The organism is Crenalkalicoccus roseus, assembly GCF_004761865.1.
Lineage (GTDB): Bacteria > Pseudomonadota > Alphaproteobacteria > Acetobacterales > Acetobacteraceae > Crenalkalicoccus > Crenalkalicoccus roseus.
This window is the reverse complement of sequence record NZ_SJDM01000049.1, coordinates 1-22230: the sequence shown is the minus strand read 5'-3', so window position 1 is coordinate 22230 and position 22230 is coordinate 1. Positions and strand designations below refer to the sequence as shown.

Here is a 22230-nt window from a genome sequence, read left to right as displayed (position 1 = left end):
GACGGGGCAGGCGGTGGCGCCGGCGTCTCGGCCGCCGGCGCGGGCTGCGCCGGCGCGGCCTCGCGGCGCAGGCGTTCGAGCTGCGGCGCCTCCGGCGGGGGCGCAAGCCGCGCGCCGCTCGCCTGCTCGCGCTCCGCCGCGCGGCGCACCGCGGGCGGCTCCAGCACGAGCTGGTCGGTGTTGGGCACGACGAGCCCCCCCGGATTCTCCGGCCGCACCTTGAGCGGCCGGGACTCGGCCTCCACCACCGGGACGGTGCGTGGCCCGCTCTCCGACAGGCTCCACGACACCGCGCCGGCCGCCGCCACCGCCGCGAGCAGCCCGCCGGCGAAGGCCAGCATGCGCCAGGACGGCCCGGAGCGTTCCCGGGCGATCCGATAGGATGGAATCGTGACGTCGCTCACCGCATTTCCTCGACCGGCGTGACCCCCATCACCGCGAGGCCCGAACGGATGACCGTGGCCGTGGCCGCCACCAGGGCCAGCCTGGCCCTCGTCGCCTCCGGCTCATCCCCCCGGATGAACCGCAGCGTCGAATCATCCCGCCCCCTGTTCCAGAGTACATGAAAATCGGCGGCCAAGTCATGGAGAAAAAACGCGATCCGGTGCGGCTCGCGCGCCGCCGCCGCGGCCTCCACCAGGCGCGGCCAGGCGCAGAGGCGCCGCAGCAGCGTCAGCTCCGCCGGGTCGGCGAGGTGGTGCAGCGGCGCCGCGGCCAGCGCCGCCGGCGCCGGGTCGCCCGCCTGGCGCAGCACCGAGCGGCAGCGCGCATGGGCGTACTGCACGTAGAACACCGGGTTGTCGCGCGACTGCTCGACCACCTTGTCGAGGTCGAACTCCATCTGCGCGTCGGCCTTGCGCGTCAGCATGGTGAAGCGCACCGCGTCGCGCCCCACCTCCTCGATCAGGTCGCGCAGCGTGACATAGGTGCCGGCGCGCTTGCTCATCCGCACCGGCTGCCCGCCCTTCACCACATGCACGATCTGGGTCAGCACGACGTCGAACGAGACCCTGCCGTCCGACAGCGCCGCCACCGCCGCCCGCATGCGCCGGACGTAGCCGCCGTGGTCGGCGCCCCAGACATGCACGAGCGCGTCGAAGCCGCGCTCGATCTTGCCGAGGTGGTTGGCGATGTCGTTGGCGAAGTAGGTGCCGGAACCGTCGGACTTGCGCAGCGGCCGGTCCACCTCGTCGCCGAATTGCGTGGCGCGGAACAGCGTCTGCTCGCGCGGCTCCCAGTCCTCCGGCGTCTTGCCCTTCGGCGGCTCCAGCACGCCGCGGTAGATCAGCCCCTTCGCCGCCAGCAGCGCCTCCGCCCGCTCCAGCATGCCCTCGCGGATGAGCTGCGCCTCGGAGACGAACACGTCCTGCACCACGCCGAGCGCGGCGAGGTCCTCGCGGATCGCCTCCATCATCCGCGCCACCGCGAACTCCCGCACCGGCGCCAGCCAGTGGTCGGGCCCGGCCATGCCGTAGCGGTGCGCGGGGTCGGGCACGGCGAGGGAGTCGCCGAAGCGCTCCCTCAGCGCCGCGCCGACCGGGACCAGGTAGTCGCCGCGGTACTGCAGCCCGCCGGGGATGAGCTGCGCATACTCCTCCTCCGTCATGGTGGTGCCGAGCGCCTGCAGGTAGCGCCAGTAGGCGGCGTAGCCGAGCGCCTGCACCTGCGCCCCGGCGTCGTTGACGTAGTACTCCTTGGTCACGGCCCAGCCGGCCTTGGCGAGCAGGTTGGCGAGCGCGTCCCCCACCACCGCGCCGCGGCAGTGGCCGACATGCATCGGCCCGGTCGGGTTGGCGGAGACGTATTCCACGTTCACCCGCCGCCCGCCGCCGGCGGCGCTGTCGCCATAGGCCTCCCCCGCCGCCAGGATCACCGGGATCTGGGCGCGCAGGACATCCTCACGCAGCCGCAGGTTGACGAAGCCGGGCCCGGCGGGGGCGGCCTCGGCCACCTCGGGCAGCGCCGCCAGCCTCTCGGCAAGGGCGGCGGCGAGCCGCGGCGGCGGCTGGCGCGCCGCCTTGCCCGCCACGAGCGCGGCGTTGGTCGCCATGTCGCCATGCGCCGCCTCGCGCGGCGGCTCCATCTGCACCCGCGCCAGCGCCTCCTCCGGCAGGTCGGGCAGCAGGGCGCGCAGCGCGGCGACGGCGCGGTCGCGGAGGGCGGCGAAGATGTCGTGGCTCTGGGCGGTCATGGCGGCGCGGCTTTAGCGCGCGCCCATCCCGGGCGGAACACCCGCGAGGCGCCGGAGCGGCGCTATCCCGGAACGTTCGGGTCGGTCAGGCGCCGGTGCTCCTCCAGCGCGAAGCGGTCGGTCATGCCGGCGATGTAGTCGCACACCACCATCGCCGCCTGGGCGCTGCCCGGCTCCCCCGCCCGGTCGCGCCAGCTCCGCGGCAGCATCTGCGGCCCGCCGTGCAGGAGCTGGAACAGAAGCTGGGTGACCCGCTTCGACTTCTGGATGGTGCGGTTCACCCGCCAGTGGCGGTACATGCGCTGGAACAGGAATTCCCGGATCGCCAGGTTCGCCTCCTGCATCGGCGCGGAGAAGGCGACCATGGGGCGGTCGGCGGCGCGGATGTCGTCGGCGCTCCGCGGGGCAAGGGCGGCGATGCGGCGCCCCGCCTCCGCCACCACATCCTGCACCATCCAGTTGATGACCCGGCGCACCGTCTCGGAGATCAGCCGATCGGGGGCGATGCCGGGGTAGTGGGCGCGGGCCTCCTGATAGGCATCGCCGATCAGCGGCAGCGCCGCCGCCTCCTCCAGCGTGAACAGCCGCGCCCGCACCCCGTCGTCGAGGTCGTGGTTGTTGTAGGCGATGTCGTCGGCCAGCGCCGCCACCTGCGCCTCCGCCGAGGCATGGGTCGAGAGGTCGAGCGGGTGGCGGCGGTCGTACTCGGCGATGTAGGGCGGGGGGCGCCGCAGCGGGCCGTTGTGCTTGGCCAGCCCCTCCAGCGTCTCCCAGGACAGGTTCAGCCCGTCGAAGCCGGCGTAGCGGCTTTCCAGCAGCGTCACGACCTTCAGGCTCTGCGCGTTGTGGTCGAAGCCGCCATAAGGGCGCATCTGCGAATCGAGCGCCTCCTCCCCCGCATGGCCGAAGGGGGGATGGCCGAGGTCGTGGGCCAGCGCCAGCGCCTCCGCCAGGTCTTCGTCGAGCCGGAGGCGGCGGGCGATGGAGCGGGCGATCTGCGCCACCTCGATGCTGTGCGTCAGCCGGGTGCGGAAGTGGTCGCCCTCGTGGAAGACGAAGACCTGGGTCTTGTACTGCAGGCGGCGGAAGGCGCTGGCGTGGATGATGCGGTCGCGGTCGCGCTGGAAGGGCGAGCGCGGGTCGCCGCCGGGCTCCGGATGCAGCCGGCCGCGGGACTGGTCGGGGCGCACCGCCCAGGGGGCACGGTCCTGGCCGCCGCCTTCGCTGCTGTCCGCCACCATGGGGCTGCCCTAGCGCCTGATCCGCGGAGGGTGGAATCGCCGGAGCGGTGAACCGGTCGCCCGGCAAGGAGCGGAAGCGCGATCCACCAGGGAGGATCCCGCTGTAGCATCCCGCCGCCCGGCGCGACAACGGCCGCGCCGCCCGCCGGTTGGAAAACCCCGCCCCCGGCCCCTATCTTCGGGGTCCACGGAGACCGCCGATGTCCGAGAACGCCCTCGCCGAGCCCGCCGCCGCCAGCTTCCGCGTCACCCCGCGCGCCGCCGCGCAGGTGGCCGAGATCGCCGCGCGCGAGGGGCGACCGGGGGCAGGGCTGCGCGTCTCGGTCAGCGCCGGCGGCTGCTCCGGCTTCCAGTATGGCTTCACGCTCGAGGACACGGCGCAGGCGGACGACCTGGTGGTGGAGACGGACGGGGTGCGGGTGTTCGTGGACCCGGTCTCGCTGGAGCTGCTGGCCGGCGCCGAGCTCGACTGGGTGGAGGCGCTGATCGGCTCGCACTTCACCCTGCGCAACCCGCAGGCGGTCTCGGGCTGCGGCTGCGGCGCCTCCTTCGCGGTGGCGTAGCGGCGGGACCTCACGGCGGCGTCATCATCGCTCCCGGCGCGGATGCCGCATGCTGGCGCCGCGCCGCCGGGAGGAGCTGCCATGCGCCGCCGACACCTGCTCGCCACCGCCGCGCTCGGCGCGGCCAGCCTCGCTGCGCCGCGCCTCGCCGCGGCCCAGGGGGCGCCGGGCCGGCGCCTGCTGCGCTTCGTGCCGCAGGCGGATCTCGCGCTGCTCGACCCGATCCACTCGGTGGCCTTCGTCACCCGCAACCACGCCATGATGGTGTACGACACCCTCTATGGCTGGGACGCCGAGCTGCGGGCGCGGCCGCAGATGGCCGAGGGCCACACGGTGGAGGAGGACGGGCGGCTCTGGTCCATCCGCCTGCGCGAGGGGCTGCGCTTCCACGATGGCGAGCCGGTGCTGGCGCGGGACTGCGCGGCCTCCATCCGGCGCTGGGCGACGCGCGATGCCTTCGGCCAGGCGCTGATGGCCGCGACCGAGGAGGTCGCCGCCGCCGACGACCGCACCATCCGCTTCCGGCTGAGGAAGCCGTTTCCGCTGCTGCCGGACGCGCTGGCCAAGATCGGCACCCACCTCGCGGTGATGATGCCGGAGCGGCACGCCGCCCTGCCCTCTTCCCAGGCGGTGCCGGAGATCATCGGCAGCGGCCCCTACCGCTTCGTGGCGAATGAGCGCGTGCCGGGCTCGCGCAACGTCTATGCGCGCAACGAGGCCTATGTGCCGCGGCAGGAGCCGGCCTCCTACATGGCCGGTGGCAAGGTGGCGCATTTCGACCGGGTGGAGTGGATCACCATCCCCGACGCCGCCACCGCCTCCGCCGCGCTGCAGCGGGGCGAGGTGGACTGGTGGGAACTGCCGGCCATAGACCTGGTGCCGCAGCTCCGCCGCGCGCGCGGCGTGAAGGTGGACATCCTCGACCCCAATGGCTCGGTCGGCTTCTTCCGCCCGAACCACCTGCACCCGCCCTTCGACAACCCCGCCATCCGCCGTGCCCTGCTGCGCGGCATCCGGCAGCGCGACTTCATGATCGCCGTCGCCGGCGAGGACCAGAGCCTGTGGCGCGTGCCCTACGGCTTCTTCGCCCCCGGCAGCGTCATGGCGAGCGACGAGGGGCTGGAGGCGTTCCGCAACCCGGCCGACATCCCCACGACGCGGCGCGCGCTGCAGGAGGCGGGCTACCGTGGCGAGCGCATCTCCCTGCTCGCCGCCACCGACTTCCCGGTGATCAACGCCATGTGCGAGGTGATGGGCGACTATCTCCGCCGCCTCGGCGTGAACCTGGACTACATCGCCACCGATTGGGGCACGGTGACGCAGCGCATCCTGAACCAGGCCCCGCCCGAGCAGGGCGGCTGGAACTCCATGATCAGCTGGACCGCGGGCAGTGCGCAGGTGAACCCGGCGGCCAACAACCTGCTCCGCGGCCATGGCCGCGCCGCCATCTTCGGCTGGCCGACGGCGCCCGAGCTGGAGCGGCTGCGTGACGCCTGGTTCGAGGCGACCGACGACGCGGCGCGGGCCGAGATCGGGCGGCGGATGCAGCGCCAGGCCTTCGAGGACGTGCCTTACATCCCGCTCGGCCAGTTCTTCTCCCCGACCGCGCTGCGCGCCGACCTCGACGGCATGCTGAAGGGGGTGGCGCTGTTCTACAACATCCGGCGGGTGTAGCCCCGGCGGGCGGATCTGCGCTAAAGCCGGCCGATGCCGGACAGCAGCAGGCCCAGCCGCCTCGATCGCCTCGTCGCGCGCGCCGCCGCGGCGGGACCGCCCCTTCCCTGCGCCGTGGCGCATCCCTGCGACGCCGCCAGCCTCTCCGGCGCGCTGGAGGCCGCAAGGATGGGCCTGATCGCGCCCGTCCTGGTCGGCCCCGCGGCGCGCATCGCCGCGGCGGCCGAGGCCGCCGGGCTCGACCTCGGCGGCCTGCCGGTCGAGGACGCGCCGCACAGCCACGCCGCCGCCGCCCGCGCCGTGGCGCTGGTGCGCGAGGGGCGCGCGGCGGCGCTGATGAAGGGCAGCCTGCACACCGACGAGCTGATGGCCGAGGTGGTGGCGCGGGAGACCGGGCTGCGCACCGAACGGCGCATCAGCCACTGCTTCGTGCTCGACGTGCCGCTCTACCACAAGCCGCTGGTGGTCACCGACGCCGCCATCAACATCCTGCCCGACCTCGAGACCAAGGCCGACATCGCGCGCAACGCCATAGACCTCTGCTGCGCGCTCGGCCTCGAGCGGCCGAAGCTCGCCGTGCTCTCCGCGGTGGAGACGGTGACGCCGCGCCTGCCCGCCACGGTGGACGCCGCGGCGCTGTCCAAGATGGCGGAGCGCGGCCAGATCGAGGGCGGGCTGGTGGACGGCCCGCTCGCCTTCGACAACGCCATCAGCCACGAGGCGGCGCGCGCCAAGGGGCTGGCGAGCCCGGTGGCGGGGGATGCCGACATCCTGCTGGTGCCGGACCTCGAGGCCGGGAACATGCTGGCCAAGCAGCTCCAGTACCTGGCCGGCGCCGAGGCGGCGGGGGTGGTGGTCGGCGCGCGGGTGCCGATCGCGCTGACCAGCCGCGCCGACGGGATGCGGGCGCGGCTCGCCTCCTGCGCGGTGATGCGCCTCGGCGCCGCGATGCGGCTGACCCGGCACGGCGGCGCGGCCGCCCTCGGCGAGCCGCCGGGGCGGTGAGCGCGGTCACACCACCGGGCTGCGGCCGCCATCCACGTTGATGGCGGTGCCGGTGATGTAGCCGCCGCCCTCGCTGCACAGGAACAGGGCGGTGGCGGCGAACTCCTCCGCCCGGCCGAGGCGGCCGAGCGGTACCGGCCTGCCCATCTCCGCCTTCCACTCCTCCCAGGAGATGTTGCGCTGGTCCTGGGCGTGGCGGCGGACCCACTGGTCGCTCTCGATGATGCCGACGAGCAGCGCGTTCACCAGCACGTTGTGCCTCGCCGCCTCGTTGGCCAGCACCTTGGTCAGCGCCATGCCGGCGGCGCGGGTGACGGCGGTGGGCGCGCCCTCGGCGGGCGGGGCCTTGGCGCCGGTGTTCAGCACGTTGATGATCCGCCCCCAGCGCCGCGCCTGCATTCCCGGCAGGGCGAGGCGCGCCAGGCGGATGGCGGCGAACAGCTTGAGGTCGAGGTCGTTCTGCCACAGCGCGTCGTCCACCTGCAGGAAGGGGGCGCGCTGGCTGGTGCCGGCGTTGTTCACCAGGATGTCCACCTGGCCGAGCGCCCGCTCCGCCTCGGCGAAGGCGCGGGCGCAACCCTCGGCGGTGGCGACGTCGGCGGCGATGGTGGCGACCCTGGCGCCGGGCGCGGCGGCCCGCACCTCCTCCCGGGCCTTCTCCAGCGCCTCGGCGCCGCGCGCGACCAGCGCCACATGGCCGCCGGCGGCGGCGAAGGCCTTGCCCATGGCGAGGCCGAGGCCCTTGGAGCCGCCGGTGATCAGCGCGCCGCGGCCTTCGATGGACAGTCGCATCGGACGATCCCCCCGTTTGTGCGGGTGGCATCCTGACGCCTCGGGCGGATCGCGCAACGGGGGGAAAGGGGGGTGGGGCGACCTACGGGACTCGAACCCGTGACATCCAGGACCACAACCTGGCGCTCTACCAACTGAGCTAAGGCCGCCGCAGGGCCCGGGGCCATGCCCCGGGCGGCGGGACATAGGGCGCGGCGGCCGCCTCCGTCAACTGGCGGCGCGCTGCCGCCCCGCCCGCCGCGCCGCCACCCAGGCGCCGAGCCGCGCCAGCGCCTCGTCCAGCACCGCCTCGTTCTTGCAGAAGGCGAAGCGGGCATAGTGGTTCGGCGCGTCGGGGCTGGCGTAGAAGGCGGTGACGGGGATGGCGGTGACCCTCGCCTCCTCGGTGATGGCGCGGCAGAAGGCCACGTCGTCCCCGGCGAAGCCAAGCGGGCGGATGTCGGTGGTGATGAAGTAGCTGCCCTGGGTCGGCAGCACGCCGAAGCCGAGCGCCTCCAGCCCCTTCCCCAGCCGGTCCCGCCGCGCCTGGAGCCCTTCGGCCAGGCTCCGGAAATAGGCCTCGTCCTTCATCAGCCCGACCGCGACGCCGCGCTGCAGGTTGGGCGGCGTGGTGAAGGTGAGGTTCTGGTGCGCCTTCGCCACGTTGCCGGCAAGCGAGCGGTCGCAGGTGACGTAGCCCACCTTCCACCCGGTCAGGCTGAAGGTCTTGCCCGCCGAGCCGATGCGCATGCAGCGCTGCCGCATCCCCGGCAGGGTCATCAGCGGGATGTGCCTCCAGCCGTCGAAGGTGAGGTGCTCGTACACCTCGTCGCAGACGGCATAGCAGTCGTGGCGCTGGACAAGGTCGGCGATGAAGGCGAGCTCGGCGGCGGTGAACACCTTGCCGGTCGGGTTCATCGGGCTGTTGAGCAGGATCGCCTTGGTGCGCGGCCCGAAGGCGGCGGCGAGCTCGGCCCGCGGCAGCTCCCAGCGCGGCGGGCTGAGGCGGACCAGCCTCGGGACGGCGCCGAGCAGCTTCACCACCGGCAGGTAGGTGTCGTAGAGCGGCTCGATCAGCACGCACTCGTCGCCCGGGTTCAGCACCGCCATCAGGCAGGCGGTGATCGCCTCGGTGGCGCCCGAGGTGACCACCACCTCCGCCGCCGGATCCACCTCCAGCCCGTAGAAGCGGCGGTTGTGCGCGGCGACGGCAGCGCGCAGCTCCGGCACGCCGGTCAGCGGCGGGTACTGGTTGCGCCCGTCGAGCAGCGCGGCGGCAGCGGCGTGGATCACGTCCGAGGGGCCGTCATAGTCGGGGAAGCCCTGGCCGAGGTTGATGGCGCCGTGCTCGGCCGCGAGCGCGCTCATGACGGTGAAGATGGTCGTGCCGGTGGCCGACAGCAGGCTGTTCTGGGGCTGCATCCACCCTGCCCTTCAGAGTCCGGGAAAGCGCGGCCCGGCACCCCCCGCGACAGCGCGGGGCGTGTCGGGCCGTTCCGGCGATAATGGGTTCCCCGCGCCTCGGCCGCAACCGGAAGGGGGGGGCGGGCCATCTGCCGAATCCTTGCGCAGAATGCCCAAGGAAGGGGCGGACTCTGGTCTCGGAGGCGGAAATTCCGGGGCCGACGCCGATTGAACCCCTGGCACGGGGCGTGCAAAAGACCCCGGCGCGGGGCAGCGCGCCACGCCCCGACGCCGGCGCCGGAGGAAGCGCCACGCCCAATGCCACACCGCCGGAGCACGCAGCGGATCCGATGAAGAAGATCGAGGCCATCATCAAGCCCTTCAAGCTCGACGAGGTGAAGGACGCCCTGCACGAGATCGGGCTGCAGGGCCTCACCGTGGTCGAGGCCAAGGGCTTCGGCCGCCAGAAGGGGCACACGGAGCTCTACCGCGGCGCCGAATACGTCGTGGACTTCCTGCCCAAGGTGAAGGTCGAGGTCGTCTGCAGCGACGACATGGTGGACCGCGCCATCGAGGCGATCAGCCAGGCGGCGCGCACCGGCCGCATCGGCGACGGCAAGATCTTCGTCACCGACGTGCAGGAGGTGATCCGCATCCGCACCGGCGAGCGGGGCGAGGACGCGGTGTGATCCGCTAGCCGATCGGCCACCGCCGGCGCCTCCGGCCGGCGGCGGCGGCCCCCGCACCGCGCCGGGCGGCGCGGCGCGCGGGGGCGATGCGGGCCGGGCAGGGCGGGGCGTCCCCACCTGCGCGCCGCGTCGGGGGGACGCAGCACGGGACCCGGGGCGGGAACCGGCGACATCACAAGCGACAGGACAGCAGCATGAGCGACAAGGCAGCCGCGATCTCCAAGGTCATGGAGATGATCAAGGAGCACAGCGTCGAATACGTGGATTTCCGCTTCACCGATCCGCGCGGCAAGTGGCAGCACACCGCCCAGCACGTCTCGACCATCGAGGACGAGATCTTCCAGGACGGCGTCATGTTCGACGGCTCCTCGATCGCCGGCTGGAAGGCGATCAACGAGTCCGACATGATCCTGATGCCGGATCCCGACACCGCCTGCATGGATCCGTTCTCGGCCAAGCCGCAGCTCATCCTGTTCTGCGATATCTACGAGCCCTCCACCGGCCAGCGCTACAACCGCGACCCGCGCGGCACCGCGAAGAAGGCCGAGGAGTACCTCAAGGCCAGCGGCATCGGTGACACCGCCTATTTCGGGCCGGAGGCCGAGTTCTTCGTCTTCGACAGCGTGAAGTTCGGCACGGGCGGCAATTTCGGCCACTACTCGCTCGAGAGCGTCGAGGGGCCCGGCGCCAGCATGAAGGACTACCCGGAGGGCAACATGGGCCACCGCCCCGGGGTGAAGGGCGGCTACTTCCCGGTGCCCCCGGTGGATTCCGAGCAGGACCTGCGCGCCGAAATGCTCTCCACCATGGGCGAGATGGGCGTCGTCATCGAGAAGCACCACCACGAGGTGGCGCAGTCCCAGCACGAGCTCGGCATGAAGTTCGGCCGGCTGGTCACCATGGCCGACCACCTGCAGATCTACAAGTACGTCATCCACAACGTCGCGCACAGCTACGGCAAGACCGCGACCTTCATGCCGAAGCCGATCTATGGCGACAACGGCTCGGGCATGCACGTGCACCAGTCGATCTGGAAGGACGGCAAGCCGCTCTTCGCCGGCAACGGCTACGCCGACCTCTCCGAGACGGCGCTCTACTACATCGGCGGCATCATCAAGCACGCCAAGGCGCTGAACGCCTTCACCAACCCGCTGACCAACAGCTACAAGCGGCTGATCCCGGGCTTCGAGGCGCCGGTGCTGCTGGCCTATTCCGCCCGCAACCGCTCCGCCTCCTGCCGCATCCCCTACGCGACCAGCCCGAAGGCCAAGCGCGTGGAGGTGCGCTTCCCCGATCCGGGCGCCAACCCCTACCTTGCCTTCAGCGCGATGCTGATGGCCGGCCTCGACGGCATCCGCAACCGCATCCATCCGGGCGACCCGATGGACAAGGACCTTTACGACCTGCCGCCGGAGGAGCTGAAGGGCATCCCGACGGTCTGCGGCTCCCTCCGCGAGGCGCTGCAGTCGCTCGAGGCCGACCACGAGTTCCTGCTGGCCGGCGACGTGTTCACCAAGGACCAGATCGAGAGCTACATCGAGCTCAAGTGGAACGAGGTGTACCGCTTCGAGCACACCCCGCACCCGGTCGAGTTCGAGATGTACTACTCCGTCTGAGCCCGCCGGCCGGGCCGCGCCCGCCTGGCGCGGCCCGCGCCGCTTCCGCCTCGACAGCACGCCTCCCGCGGCGGAGCATCGGCCCGGACACCCCTGGAGGAGACGCCATGGACGAGGAAGCCCTCGCCCGCGCCGCCGGCCTGCAGCGCGCCTGGGCCGAGCACCGCGCCGACGTGCAGGAGGCGATCGCCGCCGCGGCGACGCTGCGCGCCGCCTTCGCCCGCCCCGCCGACCCCGCGGCCGAGCCCGCGCCGCCCTACGCCCTCCGCCCCGCCGCCGCGGAGGCCAGGCGATGAGCCCGCCCTGCACGCTGCCCCTCGCCGAGGCGGCGGCGCTGATCGCAGCGCGGCGGCTTTCCCCGGTCGAGCTGCTGCAGGACTGCTTCCAGCGCATCGCCGCGCTCGACCCGCGGCTGCACACCTTCCTCCGCCTGCTCCCCGAGGAGGCGATGGCCGAGGCCCGCGCCGCCGAGGCGGAGATCGCGCGGGGCGGCCCGCGCTCGCCGCTGCACGGCATTCCCGTCGGGCTCAAGGACATCATCGACCTCGCCGGGCAGCCGACCACCTGCCACTCGAAGCTTCGCCTCGACCACGTGGCGCAGGAGGATGCGGCGGTGGTGGCGCGGCTGCGCGAGGCGGGCGCCCTCTTTCCCGGCAAGCTGGCGACGCACGAATTCGCCATTGGCGGCCCCGCCTTCGACCTGCCCTTCCCGCCGGCGCGCAACCCCTGGAACCCGGCGCACCATCCGGGCGGCTCCTCCTCCGGCTCCGGCGCCGCGGTGGCGGCGCGGATGCTGCCGGCGGCGCTCGGCACCGACACCGGCGGCTCGGTGCGCCACCCGGCGAGCCATTGCGGCATCGTCGGGCTGAAGCCGACCTACGGCCTGGTCTCCCGCCGCGGCGTCTTCCCGCTCTCCTTCACCCTCGATCATGTCGGGCCGATGACGCGCACGGTGCGCGACAACGCGCTGCTGCTCGGCGCCATGGCGGGGCCGGACCCGCTCGACCCCGGCAGCGCGCTGCGCGGGCCGGAGGATTACGCGCGCGACCTGCACCGCGGGCTGAGGGGCCTGCGCATCGGCTTCGTCCGCCACTTCCACGAGAAGGACACGCCGGCGACCGAGGAAGTGGCGGCGGCGCTCGAGGAGGCGGCGCGGCTGCTCGCCGCCGAGGGGGCGGCGCTTTGCGACGTCCGTCTGCCCCCGCTCGGCGAGTTCGGCGCGGTGAACCGCGTCATCATGCTGGCCGAGGCGGCGGCGATCCACGAGACCTGGCTGCGCGAGCGGCCGGGCGAGTATGCGCGCATCACGCGCCGCCGCCTGCTGCCCGGCCTGTTCCTCTCCGGCGCCGACTACGTGCAGGCGCAGCGCCGCCGCCGCCAACTCGTCGCGGCGGTGGAGGCGGCGTTCCGGGAGGTGGACCTGCTGCTCTGCGCCAGCTCCATGGACCCCGCCTGCCGCATCGACGACGCGGAGGAGGTGGAGCGCACCTATCCGCGCCAGGCGCGCACCCCCTTCAACGTCACGGGCCATCCCGCCATCACCCTGATGTGCGGGCTGAGCGGGGAGGGCGGCCTGCCGCTGTCGCTGCAGCTCGTCGCCCCCGCCTTCGCCGAGGCGCTGCTCTACCGCGCCGCCGCCGGCTACGAGCGGGCGGCGCCGTGGCGGGAGATGGCGCCGCCGGCCTGAGCGCGCGGCGCGGGCCTCAGCGCCCCGCCCACCACTCGGCCAGGAAGCGCGAGGCGCGCCCTACCAGCGCGCGCAGCGGCGCCGGGACGGCGGCGCGCGGCGGTGCCCGCCGCATACCCTCGGCCAGGCGGTCCACCAGCACCTCCGGCGGGCAGGGCAGGCCGGTGACCGGGTCCTGGTAGCGCGGGTAGAGGATCAGCGCCCCGGCGACGAGCGCATCGAGGCTCAGGCGCCGGCCGCGCCGCGGCGGCGGATCGCGGTCCTCGGTCAGGCCCCAGCCGGCATAGAAGGGCCGCCCCCAGGTGACGACGCGGAGGCCCCGCAGCAGCGCCTCGAATCCGGCGAGGGAGGAGATGGCGTGCACCTCCTGCACGAGGCCGTAGAGCGAGGCGATCGGCACGCCGGAGAGCACGCGGTCGGCCAGGGCGGCGGCCTCGCGCGGCGGCACCGCGCCGGCGCGCATCCCCGCCTCGACATCCGGGTGCGGCTTGTAGAGCAGCAGCGCCTCCGGGTTCTCCCGCCGCACCGCGCGCAGCAGGTCGAGATTGGTGCGGATGCGCGCGCCGCCGCGGCGGATGGCGGCGTCGTCCTCCACCTGCCCCGGCACCAGGATGACGCGCCGCCCCGGCGGCAGGTCGAGCGCGGGCGCGGCGCCCGGGAGGTTGTACTTGGTGATGCCGCGCGCGATCAGCGCCTCCCGCAGCCGCGCCGCGCGCGCGAGCAGCGCCGCGTCGAATTCCGCGGTTGCCAGCAGGCGTTCCAGCCCGCTCTCCGTCGCCGCGTCGTAGTGGATACCGCGCGGATCGCGCACAAGGGAGGCCGCCGGCGCCAGCAGCACCCCGAGCCCGGCGGAGCGGATGAAGCCGTCCTCCAGCCGTACCAGCTCCACCCCGGCGGCGGCGCAGCGCGTGGGCAGGTCGGGCGGCATCACCGAGGCCCAGACCCCGACCGCGCCGCCGGCCTCGCGCGCCAGGCGGATAGCCCGCCCGCCCCGCGCCACGATGCGCGGCCCGCCGGCACCGCTCGCCAGCGCGGCGCGGATGCGGCGGCGCTTGAACCACTCGATGCCGGTGCAGGCGACGATGCGGCGGTGCTCCGCCTCCGCCGCCCGCCACGCCGCGAGCTGGCGCAGCCCCTCCTCCGCCGTCCAGGGCCGGGCGCGGAAGGGGTCGGCCCAGCGCGTGGCGGCGAGCAGCGCGGCGAAGACCGCCTCCGGCTCGCGCCCGGCCCAGGGGGCGGGGGAGCGCACCGGCAGCCCCGCGGCGAGGGCCAGAAGCTCCGTCTCCTCGCCGAGGCCATGCACCTCCTGCGCCAGGTCGAGCAGCGTCCAGGGCGCGAGGCGGCCGCGCAGCCGCGCCGGGCCCTCCAGCACCCCGCGCGCGCCGGCGGGGGCGGAGGGGCTGTCGGCGACCAGCACCGGCCGCCCCTCCGCCCCGGCGAGGGCTGCGCACAACATGGCCCGCGCCGCGGCCGCGGCCTGCGGGCGGCAGGGGTCGAGCACCAGCACCGCCTCGCCGCGCGGCCGGCCGAGCCCCGCGGGGCCGGGGTCCGGCAGGCCGGGTGCGCCGCCGATCCGCGCCTCGCGCAGCAGCGCCATGGCGAGGCGGGCGGCGGCCCGCGCGGCGGCGTCGGGCGGCGGCGCGCCCCGCAGCGCCAGCGCCAGGGGATCCGCCGGCACCGCGCCGCCCTCCACCCCCAGCAGCGCCACGGGGGCGTGCCGATCGCCGAAGCGCGGCGCCCGCCAGGGCGATTCGGTGGCGTGCAGGGCGCCGCCCGTCCGGCGCGCGGGGCCGGCGCCGTCGAGGAGCAGCGCCAGGGCGCCGGCTGGGGACGACTCCGCCGGCAGCAGGCTGCGTTCCGGGAAGAAGGCGGGAAGGTGCGGCACGCGCCGGCGCAGGGCGGGGCAGACCGCGAGGGGTGGCGGGCCGTCCGGGGATTGGCGCCGGCCTGTCGGGTGGTGGCCGCCGGAAGGCATCGCCGTTCGCAAGAGTTCCGCCTCCGAGCTGCAGCCGCAGGTGGCGGCCTGTGCTCTGTCACCGAATGTCCTTGCCGCCATCTCGCCTTATGCTAGAAAAACCCCAGGGGGAAAATCCTTGCCGATGTTGTACCAGGACGGTGCGCCGCCGCATTGCCGCGGCGCCGAGACATCCGCTCCCCGCCGGTGGCGCGCCAGCCTCGCGGCGCTGCTCTCCGCCGCCGCGCTGGCCGGCTGCGCCGCGCGTGGTGCCGGGCCGGCGGAGCCCCTCACCGGCAGCAACGCGGCGCCGGCGCCGGCCGTGGCCGTGGCGCTCGATCCACTCGCCGCCTTCGTCGCCACGGCCGCGCCGGGCAGCGAGGCGGTGGTGCCGCTGGCCGGGGGCCAGGCCGAGCGGGTGCGGCTGCAGCGCGCCTACGCCGCGGCCAGCGGGCGGGAGTGCCGGGAGGTGCTGATCGGCACCGGCCTGGCCGAACGCTCCAGCCTGCTCTGCCGGGAGGGCGCGGCCTGGGTGCCGGCGCGGCCGCTGCTCAAGGGCGGGACGCGGGTGCCGTGACCGCCGGCGGGCCCGCCGCGCCCTCCCTGGGGGAGGCCTTCCGTATCCAGCGGCGCGTCGTCGGCGCGCTGCTGCTGCGCGAGCTCGGGGCCCGGTTCGGCCGGGAGAATCTCGGCTATCTCTGGCTGTTCCTCGAACCCGCCCTGCTCGGCGGCGCGATCGGCACCATCCACCACCTCTCCGGCCATGGCCTGCCGGGGGGGCTGAACATCGCCGCCTTCTGGGTGGTCGGCTACGTGCCCTACTACATGGTGCGCAGCGTGGTGAACCGCGCGCCGAGCGCGATCGTCGGCAACCAGTCCCTGCTCTACCACCGCCGCGTCACCCTGCTCGACATCCTGATCTCGCGCAACCTGCTGGAAGGCGCGGCGAGCTTCGGGGCGATGACGGCCTTCGTGCTGGTCTTCGGGGTCGTGCTCGGCGAATGGCCGCGCGAGCCGGGCCGGATCGTGCTCGGCATGGCGCTGATGTTCGGCTTCGCGCACGGCGTGGCGCTGCTGATCGCCGCCGGCTCCGTGTACACGCATCTGTTCGACCGCGTGACGCACCTCGCCACCTATCTCAGCCTGCCGATCAGCGGCGCCTTCTTCATGGTGTTCTGGCTGCCGACCGAGCTGCAGCAGGCGGCGCTGTGGGTCCCCACGGTGCACTGCTTCGAGATGATCCGCGAGGGGCAGTTCGCCGGCCAAGTTCCGGTCACCTACGATCTCGGCTACGTGCTCGGCTGGGTCGCCGCGCTCAACCTGCTCGGCATGGCGGCGCTGCGGCGCGCCCGCCACGACCTCGTGGTGTAGCCGCGGTGATCCGGCTGCGCGACGTCACCAAGGTCTACCGCCTGCGCGGCGGCGCGGTGCGCGAGGTGCTGTCGGGCGTGAACGCCAGCTTCGCGCGCGGCGAGGCGGTGGGCATCCTCGGCCGCAACGGCGCCGGCAAGACCACCCTGCTGCGCATCGTCGCCGGCGTCGAGATGCCGACCCGCGGCCGGGTGGAGCGGGGGATGAGCGTCTCCTGGCCGCTCGGCTTCGGGGGCGCCATGCACTACGGCATCAGCGGCGCCGACAACGCCCGCTTCATCGCCCGCATCTACGGCAAGCCGGTGGCGGAGACGGTGGCCTTCGTCGAGGAGTTCGCCCAGCTCGGCGAGTACTTCCGCATGCCGGCGCGCACCTATTCCTCCGGCATGCTCATGCGCCTCGGCTTCGCCCTGTCCATGGCGGTGGAGTTCGACTGCTACCTCGTGGACGAGGTGGTGGCGACGGGCGACGCGCATTTCGCCGAGCGCTGCCGCAAGGCGCTGGAGGAGCGGCGGGCCCGCAGCGCGATCCTCTTCGTCTCGCACGTGCCCAACATGCTGCGCAAATTCTGCACCTCCGGCGCGGTGCTCAGGGATGGCAGGCTGACCCGATATGACAATCTGGACAAGGCAATCGCCGCCTACCACGCCGCCTGAGGCGGCGAGCCTCGGCACCGCCGGCTGGTCGGCGCCCGAGCCCGTGCGGGAGCCCGCGCCGCGGCGGCTGCGGCGCTGGGCGCGCCGCCGCCCCTTCACGCTCACCGTGCTGCTGCCGACGCTGCTCTCGGCGCTCTACTTCTTCGTCCTCGCCACGCCGCAGTACCAGTCGGAGGCGCGCTTCCTGGTGCGCGGCCGCCAGGCCGCCCCGACAGGCGGCCTCGCCGAGGCGATGCAGGGCGCGGGCTTCAGCCGCGCCTCCGAGGACGCGATGGGGGTGCGCGACTACCTGCAGTCCCACGACGCGGTGGCGGCGCTGCGCCAGCGCGCCGACCTGGTGGCGATCTACCGGCGGCCGGAGGCGGACCCTCTGGCCCGCCTCTGGTGGCCCGATCCCAGCATCGAGCGCCTGACCGACTACTTCAACCGCATGGTCAGCACCGAGTACGACGCGACCAGCGGCATCACCCGCCTGCGCGTGCGCAGCTTCCGCCCCGAGGATTCGCGCCTGGTGGCGCAGGAGCTGCTGGCGCTGTCGGAGGAGCTGGTGAACCGCCTCAACCGTCGCCTGCAGGAGGATTCGCTGCGCGTGGCGCGGGAGGAGGTGGCGCGCGCCGAGGCGCGGCTGGCCGAGGCGCAGGCGGCGCTGACCGCCTTCCGCGAGCGCGAGCGGGCGGTGGATCCGGCGCAGTCCGCGGCCCTCGCGCTCGAGAATCTCGGCCGGCTCGAGGGCGCGCTCGCCCAGGCGCGGGCCGAGATGGCCGAGGCGCAGCGCTTCGCCCGCGCCGACAACCCGCGCATCCTGCAGATCCGCAACCGCATCGAGGGCCTGTCCGCCCAGGTGGCGGAGGAGCGGCAGCGCATCGCCAGCCGCGACCTCGGCTTCTCCCAGCAGGTCGGCGAGTACGAGCGGCTCTCCACCGAGCGCGAGCTGGCGCGCACCCAGCTCGCTTCCGCCACCGCCTCGCTAGAGCGCGCGCTGGCGGACGCGCAGCGCCAGCAGATCTTCCTCCTCCGCGTGGTCGAGCCGAACCTGGCAGAGTGGCCGCGCTATCCGAAGGCGACCGAGAACGTGCTCTACATCTTCCTCTGCCTGTCCGTCGGCTACGGCCTCGCCTGGCTGCTGATCGCGGGGATGCGCGAACATGCGGGCTGAGACGAGGCGCCTCCTCCTCGCCGCCGGCGCGGCGCTGCTGCTCGCCGGCGGCGCCGCCGCCCAGACCTTCCCCGGCCGCGGCGGGATGCCGCTGGTGCCGATGCAGCCGCGGCCGCAGGCGCTGCCGCATCTCCTCGCCCCGGACAGCGTGACCGCCCGCCCCGGCGAGGCGACCCAGTCCGAGGGCGGGCCCGTCGCGGTCGCGCCGCTCGGCGACCCCGGACGCCCGGCGGGGGCGAGCGCCATCTTCGGCGCCTCCCTGTTCACCCGCGAGGCGGCGGCCGTCTCCGACGCACCGAACCCCAACTACGTCATCGTGCCGAACGACCGGGTCTCGGTGCGGATCTGGGGTGCGGTGGAGGCGGAGGCGCTCGGCGTGGTGGACCCGGCGGGAATGCTGTTCCTGCCGAACATCGGTCCGATCCGCGTGGCCGGCACGCGGGCGGGCGACCTGCAGCGGGTGGTGGAGGCGGAGGTCAAGCGCATCTACACCGACCAGGTGCAGGTCTACGCCACCCTGCTCTCGACGCAGCGCATCGGCGTCTTCGTCACCGGCTTCGTCCGCACCCCGGGCCGCTTCGCCGGCTCGGCGGGCGATTCCGTGCTCGACTTCCTGGTCCGTGCCGGAGGGGTGGACCCCTCCCGCGGCAGCTACCGCGACATCACCGTGCAGCGCGGCGGGCGCACGGTGGCGAGCGTGGACCTCTACCACTTCCTGCTCGAAGGCAGGCTGCCGCCGCTGCGCCTGCAGGAGGGCGACACCGTGGTGGTGGGGCGCCAGCGCGCCGTGGTCGGCGCCGACGGGGCGGTGCGCAACAACTACCTGTTCGAGGTGCCGGGCCGGGCGATGACCGGGCGGGAGCTGGTGGAGTACGCCCGCCCGCTGCCGGCGGCGACCAACGCCATCGTCCGCGGCACCAGGGCGGGGCAGCCCTTCTCCCGCTACGTCACGCTGCCCGAGCTCGCCGCGCTGAGCCTCGCCGACCAGGACAGCGTCACCTTCATCACCGACACCCCGTCGCGGACCGTGCGCGTCACGGTGGAGGGCAGCCGCATCGGCCCCTCGGTGCTGGTCGCGGACCGCGACGCGCGGCTCTGCGACGTGCTCGACCACATCGCGGTGGACCCGCAGCTCGCCGACACCGCCTCGGTGTTCCTGCTGCGCCCCTCGGTGGCCGCGCAGCAGCGCCGCGCCATAGACGAGGCGCTGGACCGGCTGGAGCGGCAGCTCTTCATGGCCGTCTCCCCGACCACCGGCGTCGCGGCGATCCGCGCGAGCGAGGCGCAGCTCGTCTCCTCCTACATCCAGCGCGCGCGGCGCACCCAGCCCGAAGGGCGGCTGGTGGTGATGGATGGCGAGGGCCGCTGCCTGCCGGTACGTCTCGAGGACGGCGACGTGATCGTCATCCCCGAGCGGGTGCAGACCGTCCTCGTCGCCGGCGAGGTGGTGGCGCCGCGCGCGGTGGTCTGGCAGCCCGGCATGCGGATCGAGGATTTCGTGCGCGCCGCGGGCGGCTTCACCCCGCGCGGGGCGGCCGGCGCCATGATGATCCGCCGCGCCAGCGGCGAGCTGGTGCTCGACCCCGCGCAATCCCCGCGCCCGGGGGACGAGCTGATCGCCCTGCCGCGCCTCGACCCGAAGACCTTCCAGATCGGCAGCGACCTGCTCGGCCTCATCTACCAGGTGGCGGTGGCGACGCGGATCTTCCTGTAGCGCAGGTCCCGTTCGGGCGGCCCCGCCCGGACGGGCGAACGGACATGCTCCGCCCCCTATCCGAGCGCCCCGGCCAGCGGGGCGAAGACGCGCCCGGGCGCGTAGAGGCGGCAGTAGCCGAGCGCCCTTCTCTCCCACGTCCCGTCCGCGGCGGCTTCGGCGGCGAGCCGCGACGCCGCCTGCGCCAGCGCCTCGGCATCCTCGGCGACGGCGAAGGGCCAGTCCGGGGCGCGCTCGAACCCCTCCACCGCGCAGGGCGTGGCGGCGACCGGCAGGCCGTGCGCGGCGTAGTCGAGCAGCTTCAGCTTGAGGCCGGAGCCGGCGCGCAGCGGCGCCACCGCCGCCACGGCGCGGTGCAGCACGGCGGCGAGGTCGGGCACCACGCCGCGCAGCGCGACGCCGGGCGGCAGGGCGCCCGTCAGCGCCCGCCCCACCGTGCCGCAGATCTCGAGCCGCGCTTCGGGCACCAGGCGACGCAGAAGCGGCCAGGCCGCGTCGAGGAACCAGCGCATGCCGTCCACATTGTGCACGCCATCCGAGCCGACGAAGGCGAACAGCCCCGCCTCACGCGCCCTTCCCGGCGGGCGCGGGCGCGGGCGCGCCGGCATGGGCGCGGAGATCACGCGCCGCCCCGGCAGCAGTGCGCGCAGCAGCGCCTCCTCCTCCGGCTGGATCGCCACCACGACATCGGCGAGGCCGAGCAGCGCCAGCTCCTCCTCCCGCGTCAGCGTCGCCGGATGCAGGCTGAGGCCGCGGGCGGCGAGCGCGGCGTGGCGGCGGTGGAACACGTCATGCGCCAGCAGCACGGAGCGGATGCCGCGGAGCGCGGGCTCGCGCAGCAGCGGCGCGCGGAAGATCGTGTCCACCAGCACCGCGCGGGGCGCGAGCGCGGCGATGCGCCCCGCCGCCCAGGCGGCGGCCTCGGGCGCGATGAAGCGGCCGAGCACCGCGTCCACCACCCCGTACTCGCCGGCGCGGGCGCGGCGGCGCAGCCCCTCGCGCAGCGCGCCCGGCAGCAGGCGCAGCGCCTGCCGGGCGAGGATGCGCCCGGCCGGGCGCGGTCGCGCCGCCACCCAGCCCCGGCCGCCGATCAGCTCCGGCCCCTCCACCCGCACCCGTGCCGGGTCGAGCGCCGGCGCCAGACGCTGCACCGGCCAGGGCAGCCGCGCGCGCGCCAGCATCACCACCACCTCATGCCCTTCCGCGGCGAGGAAGCCGATGACCGCGTGGTTGTAGGCGAGGTGCCCCGCCTCGCCGGGGCGGGGGATCTCGTCGGTGACGAGGACGATCGGGGCGGCCATGCCGGCGGGTTAGGGATCCGGCGCGGCGCCCGCCAATAGCAATCGCGGCACCGGCGCCGCCCGCCTCAGTCCAGCCGGAAGCGCGCGGTGCTGCCGCGGCGCCCGGGCGTGACCTCGAGCCGCGCCGGGATCCAGTCGCGCAGCGCGGGGACGTGGCTGATCACGCCGACCAGCCGGTCCTGACCGTGCAGCCCGGCCAGCACCTCCATCGCCGTCTCCAGCGCCTCGGCGTCGAGGGTGCCGAAGCCCTCGTCGATGAACAGGCTGTCGATGCGCCGCGCCCCGGCATGCGCCTGCACCGTGTCGGCGAGGCCGAGCGCGAGCGCGAGCGAGGCGCAGAACCCCTCCCCGCCCGAGAGCGTGCCGGCCGGGCGCGCCTGGTCGTTCCACTGGTCCAGCACCTCGATGTCGAGGCCGATCGCCTGGTTCCTCCGCTCCGGATCCTCGCGGCGGCGGATCAGGTAGCGGCCGCAGAGCATGCCCCGCAGCCGCCGGTTGGCCGCAGCCAGCGCCTCGTCGAACAGGGCGCGCAGCACGAAGCCCTCGAGCGAGAGGCGCTTCGGGTTGTTGCCGCGGGCGAGGTCGGCGAGGTCGCGCCTGATCCCGTGCGCCGCCTGCGCCGCGTCGAGGTCCCGCTCGGCGGCGGCGATCCGCTCCAGCAGCCGGTCGCGCTCGGCGAGGGCGTGGCGCGCGGCGGCGGCGGCGTCGGCGGCCTCCCGCGCCGCCGCCTCGGCCCCGGCGAGCGCGGCGGCGAGGCCGTGGAGGTCGGGCGTAACGAGCCCCGCCGCCTCGGCGCGCGCCGTCGCGGCGGCCTCCCGCGCCGCGCCGATCGCGGCGTCATGCGCCTCCACCCGCGCCGCGAGCACGTCCTGCTCCGCCCCGGTCAGCACGGCGTCGGCGAGGGCGCGGAGGTCGGCGAAGCCCTGTGCCCGCGCCGCCGCCTCCAGCGCCGNGGTAGGCGGCGAGCAGCATCTTGTTGGCGGCGGCCGCGAGCAGCAGCGGGAAGTCCGAGCTGGTGTGGAAGGCGCGCTCGGCGTGCAGGGCGGCGGCGGCGTCGGCGGCGGCGGCGCTGCGCCGGGCGGCAGCCTCCGCGGCCTCGGCCCGGGCGGCGGCGGCGGCGCGCGCCTCGTGCTGGCGGCGCAGCGCCTCGGCGAGGTCCTGCGCCCGCCGCGCGGCGGCGGCGATGGCCTGGCGCAGCGCCTCCGGGGCAGCGCAGCCCGGCGGCAGGGCGGCACGC

Annotated in this window: 19 protein-coding genes, 1 tRNA gene and 1 pseudogene; 12 read left to right on the top strand and 9 right to left on the bottom strand. The window is 74.7% G+C overall.

Annotation, left to right across the window (positions count from 1 at the left end; translation table 11 throughout):
- From ET526_RS18580 to ET526_RS18570, 3 genes and pseudogenes are all read right to left on the bottom strand, one after another.
- Positions 1–404, bottom strand: a pseudogene (locus ET526_RS18580) (hypothetical protein); the annotation flags it as partial.
- Positions 401–2191: an arginine--tRNA ligase gene (gene argS / locus ET526_RS18575; RefSeq protein ID WP_135470055.1), complete on the bottom strand. Its 1791-nt coding sequence runs from the start codon at positions 2189–2191 to the stop codon at positions 401–403. The gene argS and the pseudogene ET526_RS18580, both read right to left, overlap by 4 nt.
- A gap of 62 nt (positions 2192–2253) precedes the next feature.
- On the bottom strand, positions 2254–3429 hold the full coding sequence (locus ET526_RS18570; protein ID WP_240048472.1) for a deoxyguanosinetriphosphate triphosphohydrolase: 1176 nt from the start codon (positions 3427–3429) through the stop codon (positions 2254–2256).
- Between the two features lie 203 nt (positions 3430–3632).
- Between ET526_RS18570 and erpA the strand changes: the two genes are divergently transcribed.
- The 3 genes from erpA (at position 3633) to ET526_RS18555 (ending at position 6674) form a co-directional block, all read left to right on the top strand.
- Positions 3633–3995: an iron-sulfur cluster insertion protein ErpA gene (gene erpA, locus ET526_RS18565; protein WP_135470050.1), complete on the top strand. Its 363-nt coding sequence runs from the start codon at positions 3633–3635 to the stop codon at positions 3993–3995.
- Between the two features lie 81 nt (positions 3996–4076).
- Positions 4077–5669: an ABC transporter substrate-binding protein gene (locus tag ET526_RS18560; RefSeq protein ID WP_135470048.1), complete on the top strand. Its 1593-nt coding sequence runs from the start codon at positions 4077–4079 to the stop codon at positions 5667–5669.
- A 33-nt stretch (positions 5670–5702) separates the two neighbouring features.
- Complete coding sequence (locus ET526_RS18555) at positions 5703–6674, top strand: bifunctional enoyl-CoA hydratase/phosphate acetyltransferase (protein ID WP_135470046.1); 972 nt, start codon at positions 5703–5705, stop codon at positions 6672–6674.
- A gap of 6 nt (positions 6675–6680) precedes the next feature.
- Here the strand turns inward: ET526_RS18555 and ET526_RS18550 are convergent, their stop codons facing one another.
- The 3 genes from ET526_RS18550 to ET526_RS18540 form a co-directional block, all read right to left on the bottom strand.
- Positions 6681–7466 carry an SDR family oxidoreductase gene (locus ET526_RS18550; RefSeq protein WP_135470044.1) on the bottom strand — a complete coding sequence of 262 codons (786 nt, stop codon included), beginning with the start codon at positions 7464–7466 and terminating at the stop codon, positions 6681–6683.
- Between the two features lie 73 nt (positions 7467–7539).
- A tRNA-His gene (locus ET526_RS18545) sits at positions 7540–7615 on the bottom strand.
- Between the two features lie 58 nt (positions 7616–7673).
- On the bottom strand, positions 7674–8867 hold the full coding sequence (locus ET526_RS18540) for an aminotransferase (RefSeq protein ID WP_135470042.1): 1194 nt from the start codon (positions 8865–8867) through the stop codon (positions 7674–7676).
- A gap of 332 nt (positions 8868–9199) precedes the next feature.
- Here ET526_RS18540 and ET526_RS18535 point away from each other — a divergent pair, with 332 nt between their 5' ends.
- The 4 genes from ET526_RS18535 to ET526_RS18520 all read left to right on the top strand — a co-directional run bounded on the left by ET526_RS18535 (position 9200) and on the right by ET526_RS18520 (position 12841).
- Positions 9200–9538: a P-II family nitrogen regulator gene (locus tag ET526_RS18535; RefSeq protein ID WP_135470040.1), complete on the top strand. Its 339-nt coding sequence runs from the start codon at positions 9200–9202 to the stop codon at positions 9536–9538.
- A 194-nt stretch (positions 9539–9732) separates the two neighbouring features.
- Positions 9733–11154, top strand: a complete 1422-nt coding sequence (glnA, locus tag ET526_RS18530; protein WP_135470038.1) for a type I glutamate--ammonia ligase — start codon at positions 9733–9735, stop codon at positions 11152–11154.
- Between the two features lie 107 nt (positions 11155–11261).
- On the top strand, positions 11262–11450 hold the full coding sequence (locus ET526_RS18525; protein WP_135470036.1) for a hypothetical protein: 189 nt from the start codon (positions 11262–11264) through the stop codon (positions 11448–11450).
- Complete coding sequence (locus ET526_RS18520) at positions 11447–12841, top strand: amidase (protein WP_135470034.1); 1395 nt, start codon at positions 11447–11449, stop codon at positions 12839–12841. The genes ET526_RS18525 and ET526_RS18520 overlap by 4 nt, the downstream gene beginning before the upstream one ends.
- Before the next feature lie 16 nt (positions 12842–12857).
- On the opposite strand, the gene ET526_RS18515 is transcribed toward ET526_RS18520, so the two are convergent.
- Positions 12858–14726, bottom strand: coding sequence for a capsular polysaccharide export protein, LipB/KpsS family (locus ET526_RS18515; RefSeq protein ID WP_158295633.1), 1869 nt, complete (start codon positions 14724–14726; stop codon positions 12858–12860).
- 214 nt (positions 14727–14940) lie between these two features.
- On the opposite strand from ET526_RS18515, the gene ET526_RS21350 reads away from it, so the two are divergent.
- Genes ET526_RS21350 through ET526_RS18490 form a run of 5 tightly spaced genes read left to right on the top strand, consistent with a single transcriptional unit; the run spans position 14941 to position 19692 of the window.
- Entirely contained in the window at positions 14941–15372 is a 432-nt protein-coding gene (locus ET526_RS21350) for a DVU3141 family protein (RefSeq protein ID WP_158295632.1), read from the top strand.
- Positions 15369–16166, top strand: a complete 798-nt coding sequence (locus ET526_RS18505) for an ABC transporter permease (RefSeq protein ID WP_158295631.1) — start codon at positions 15369–15371, stop codon at positions 16164–16166. The genes ET526_RS21350 and ET526_RS18505 overlap by 4 nt, the downstream gene beginning before the upstream one ends.
- 5 nt (positions 16167–16171) lie before the next feature.
- A complete protein-coding gene (locus tag ET526_RS18500; protein WP_135470027.1) occupies positions 16172–16822 on the top strand; it encodes an ABC transporter ATP-binding protein in 651 nt (216 codons plus the stop codon).
- Positions 16779–17978: a capsule biosynthesis protein gene (locus ET526_RS18495; protein WP_135470025.1), complete on the top strand. Its 1200-nt coding sequence runs from the start codon at positions 16779–16781 to the stop codon at positions 17976–17978. Before ET526_RS18500 ends, ET526_RS18495 begins: the two co-directional genes overlap by 44 nt.
- Positions 17968–19692 (top strand): polysaccharide biosynthesis/export family protein, encoded by a 1725-nt coding sequence (locus tag ET526_RS18490; protein WP_135470023.1) that lies wholly within the window; start codon positions 17968–17970, stop codon positions 19690–19692. Before ET526_RS18495 ends, ET526_RS18490 begins: the two co-directional genes overlap by 11 nt.
- A 56-nt stretch (positions 19693–19748) precedes the next feature.
- Here the strand turns inward: ET526_RS18490 and ET526_RS18485 are convergent, their stop codons facing one another.
- Complete coding sequence (locus tag ET526_RS18485) at positions 19749–20993, bottom strand: glycosyltransferase (RefSeq protein ID WP_135470021.1); 1245 nt, start codon at positions 20991–20993, stop codon at positions 19749–19751.
- Positions 20994–21058: 65 nt separating this feature from the next.
- The gene (locus tag ET526_RS18480; protein ID WP_135470019.1) at positions 21059–21883 is read right to left on the bottom strand and encodes an SbcC/MukB-like Walker B domain-containing protein; all 825 of its coding nucleotides are present in this window, start codon (positions 21881–21883) and stop codon (positions 21059–21061) included.
- Between the last annotated feature and the right edge of the window lie 347 nt (positions 21884–22230).

Bases quoted from the DNA above. Each gene is read 5' to 3' on its own strand.
- ET526_RS18485 (WP_135470021.1), bottom strand. From the start codon at position 20,993: ATGGCCGCCCCGATCGTCCTCGTCACCGACGAGATCCCCCGCCCCGGC.
- argS (WP_135470055.1), bottom strand. From the start codon at position 2,191: ATGACCGCCCAGAGCCACGACATCTTCGCCGCCCTCCGCGACCGCGCC.
- ET526_RS18520 (WP_135470034.1), top strand. From the start codon at position 11,447: ATGAGCCCGCCCTGCACGCTGCCCCTCGCCGAGGCGGCGGCGCTGATC.
- erpA (WP_135470050.1), top strand. From the start codon at position 3,633: ATGTCCGAGAACGCCCTCGCCGAGCCCGCCGCCGCCAGCTTCCGCGTC.
- ET526_RS18560 (WP_135470048.1), top strand. From the start codon at position 4,077: ATGCGCCGCCGACACCTGCTCGCCACCGCCGCGCTCGGCGCGGCCAGC.
- ET526_RS18535 (WP_135470040.1), top strand. From the start codon at position 9,200: ATGAAGAAGATCGAGGCCATCATCAAGCCCTTCAAGCTCGACGAGGTG.
- glnA (WP_135470038.1), top strand. From the start codon at position 9,733: ATGAGCGACAAGGCAGCCGCGATCTCCAAGGTCATGGAGATGATCAAG.
- ET526_RS18555 (WP_135470046.1), top strand. From the start codon at position 5,703: ATGCCGGACAGCAGCAGGCCCAGCCGCCTCGATCGCCTCGTCGCGCGC.
- ET526_RS18490 (WP_135470023.1), top strand. From the start codon at position 17,968: ATGCGGGCTGAGACGAGGCGCCTCCTCCTCGCCGCCGGCGCGGCGCTG.
- ET526_RS18525 (WP_135470036.1), top strand. From the start codon at position 11,262: ATGGACGAGGAAGCCCTCGCCCGCGCCGCCGGCCTGCAGCGCGCCTGG.
- ET526_RS18495 (WP_135470025.1), top strand. From the start codon at position 16,779: ATGACAATCTGGACAAGGCAATCGCCGCCTACCACGCCGCCTGAGGCG.
- ET526_RS21350 (WP_158295632.1), top strand. From the start codon at position 14,941: ATGTTGTACCAGGACGGTGCGCCGCCGCATTGCCGCGGCGCCGAGACA.
- ET526_RS18540 (WP_135470042.1), bottom strand. From the start codon at position 8,867: ATGCAGCCCCAGAACAGCCTGCTGTCGGCCACCGGCACGACCATCTTC.
- ET526_RS18550 (WP_135470044.1), bottom strand. From the start codon at position 7,466: ATGCGACTGTCCATCGAAGGCCGCGGCGCGCTGATCACCGGCGGCTCC.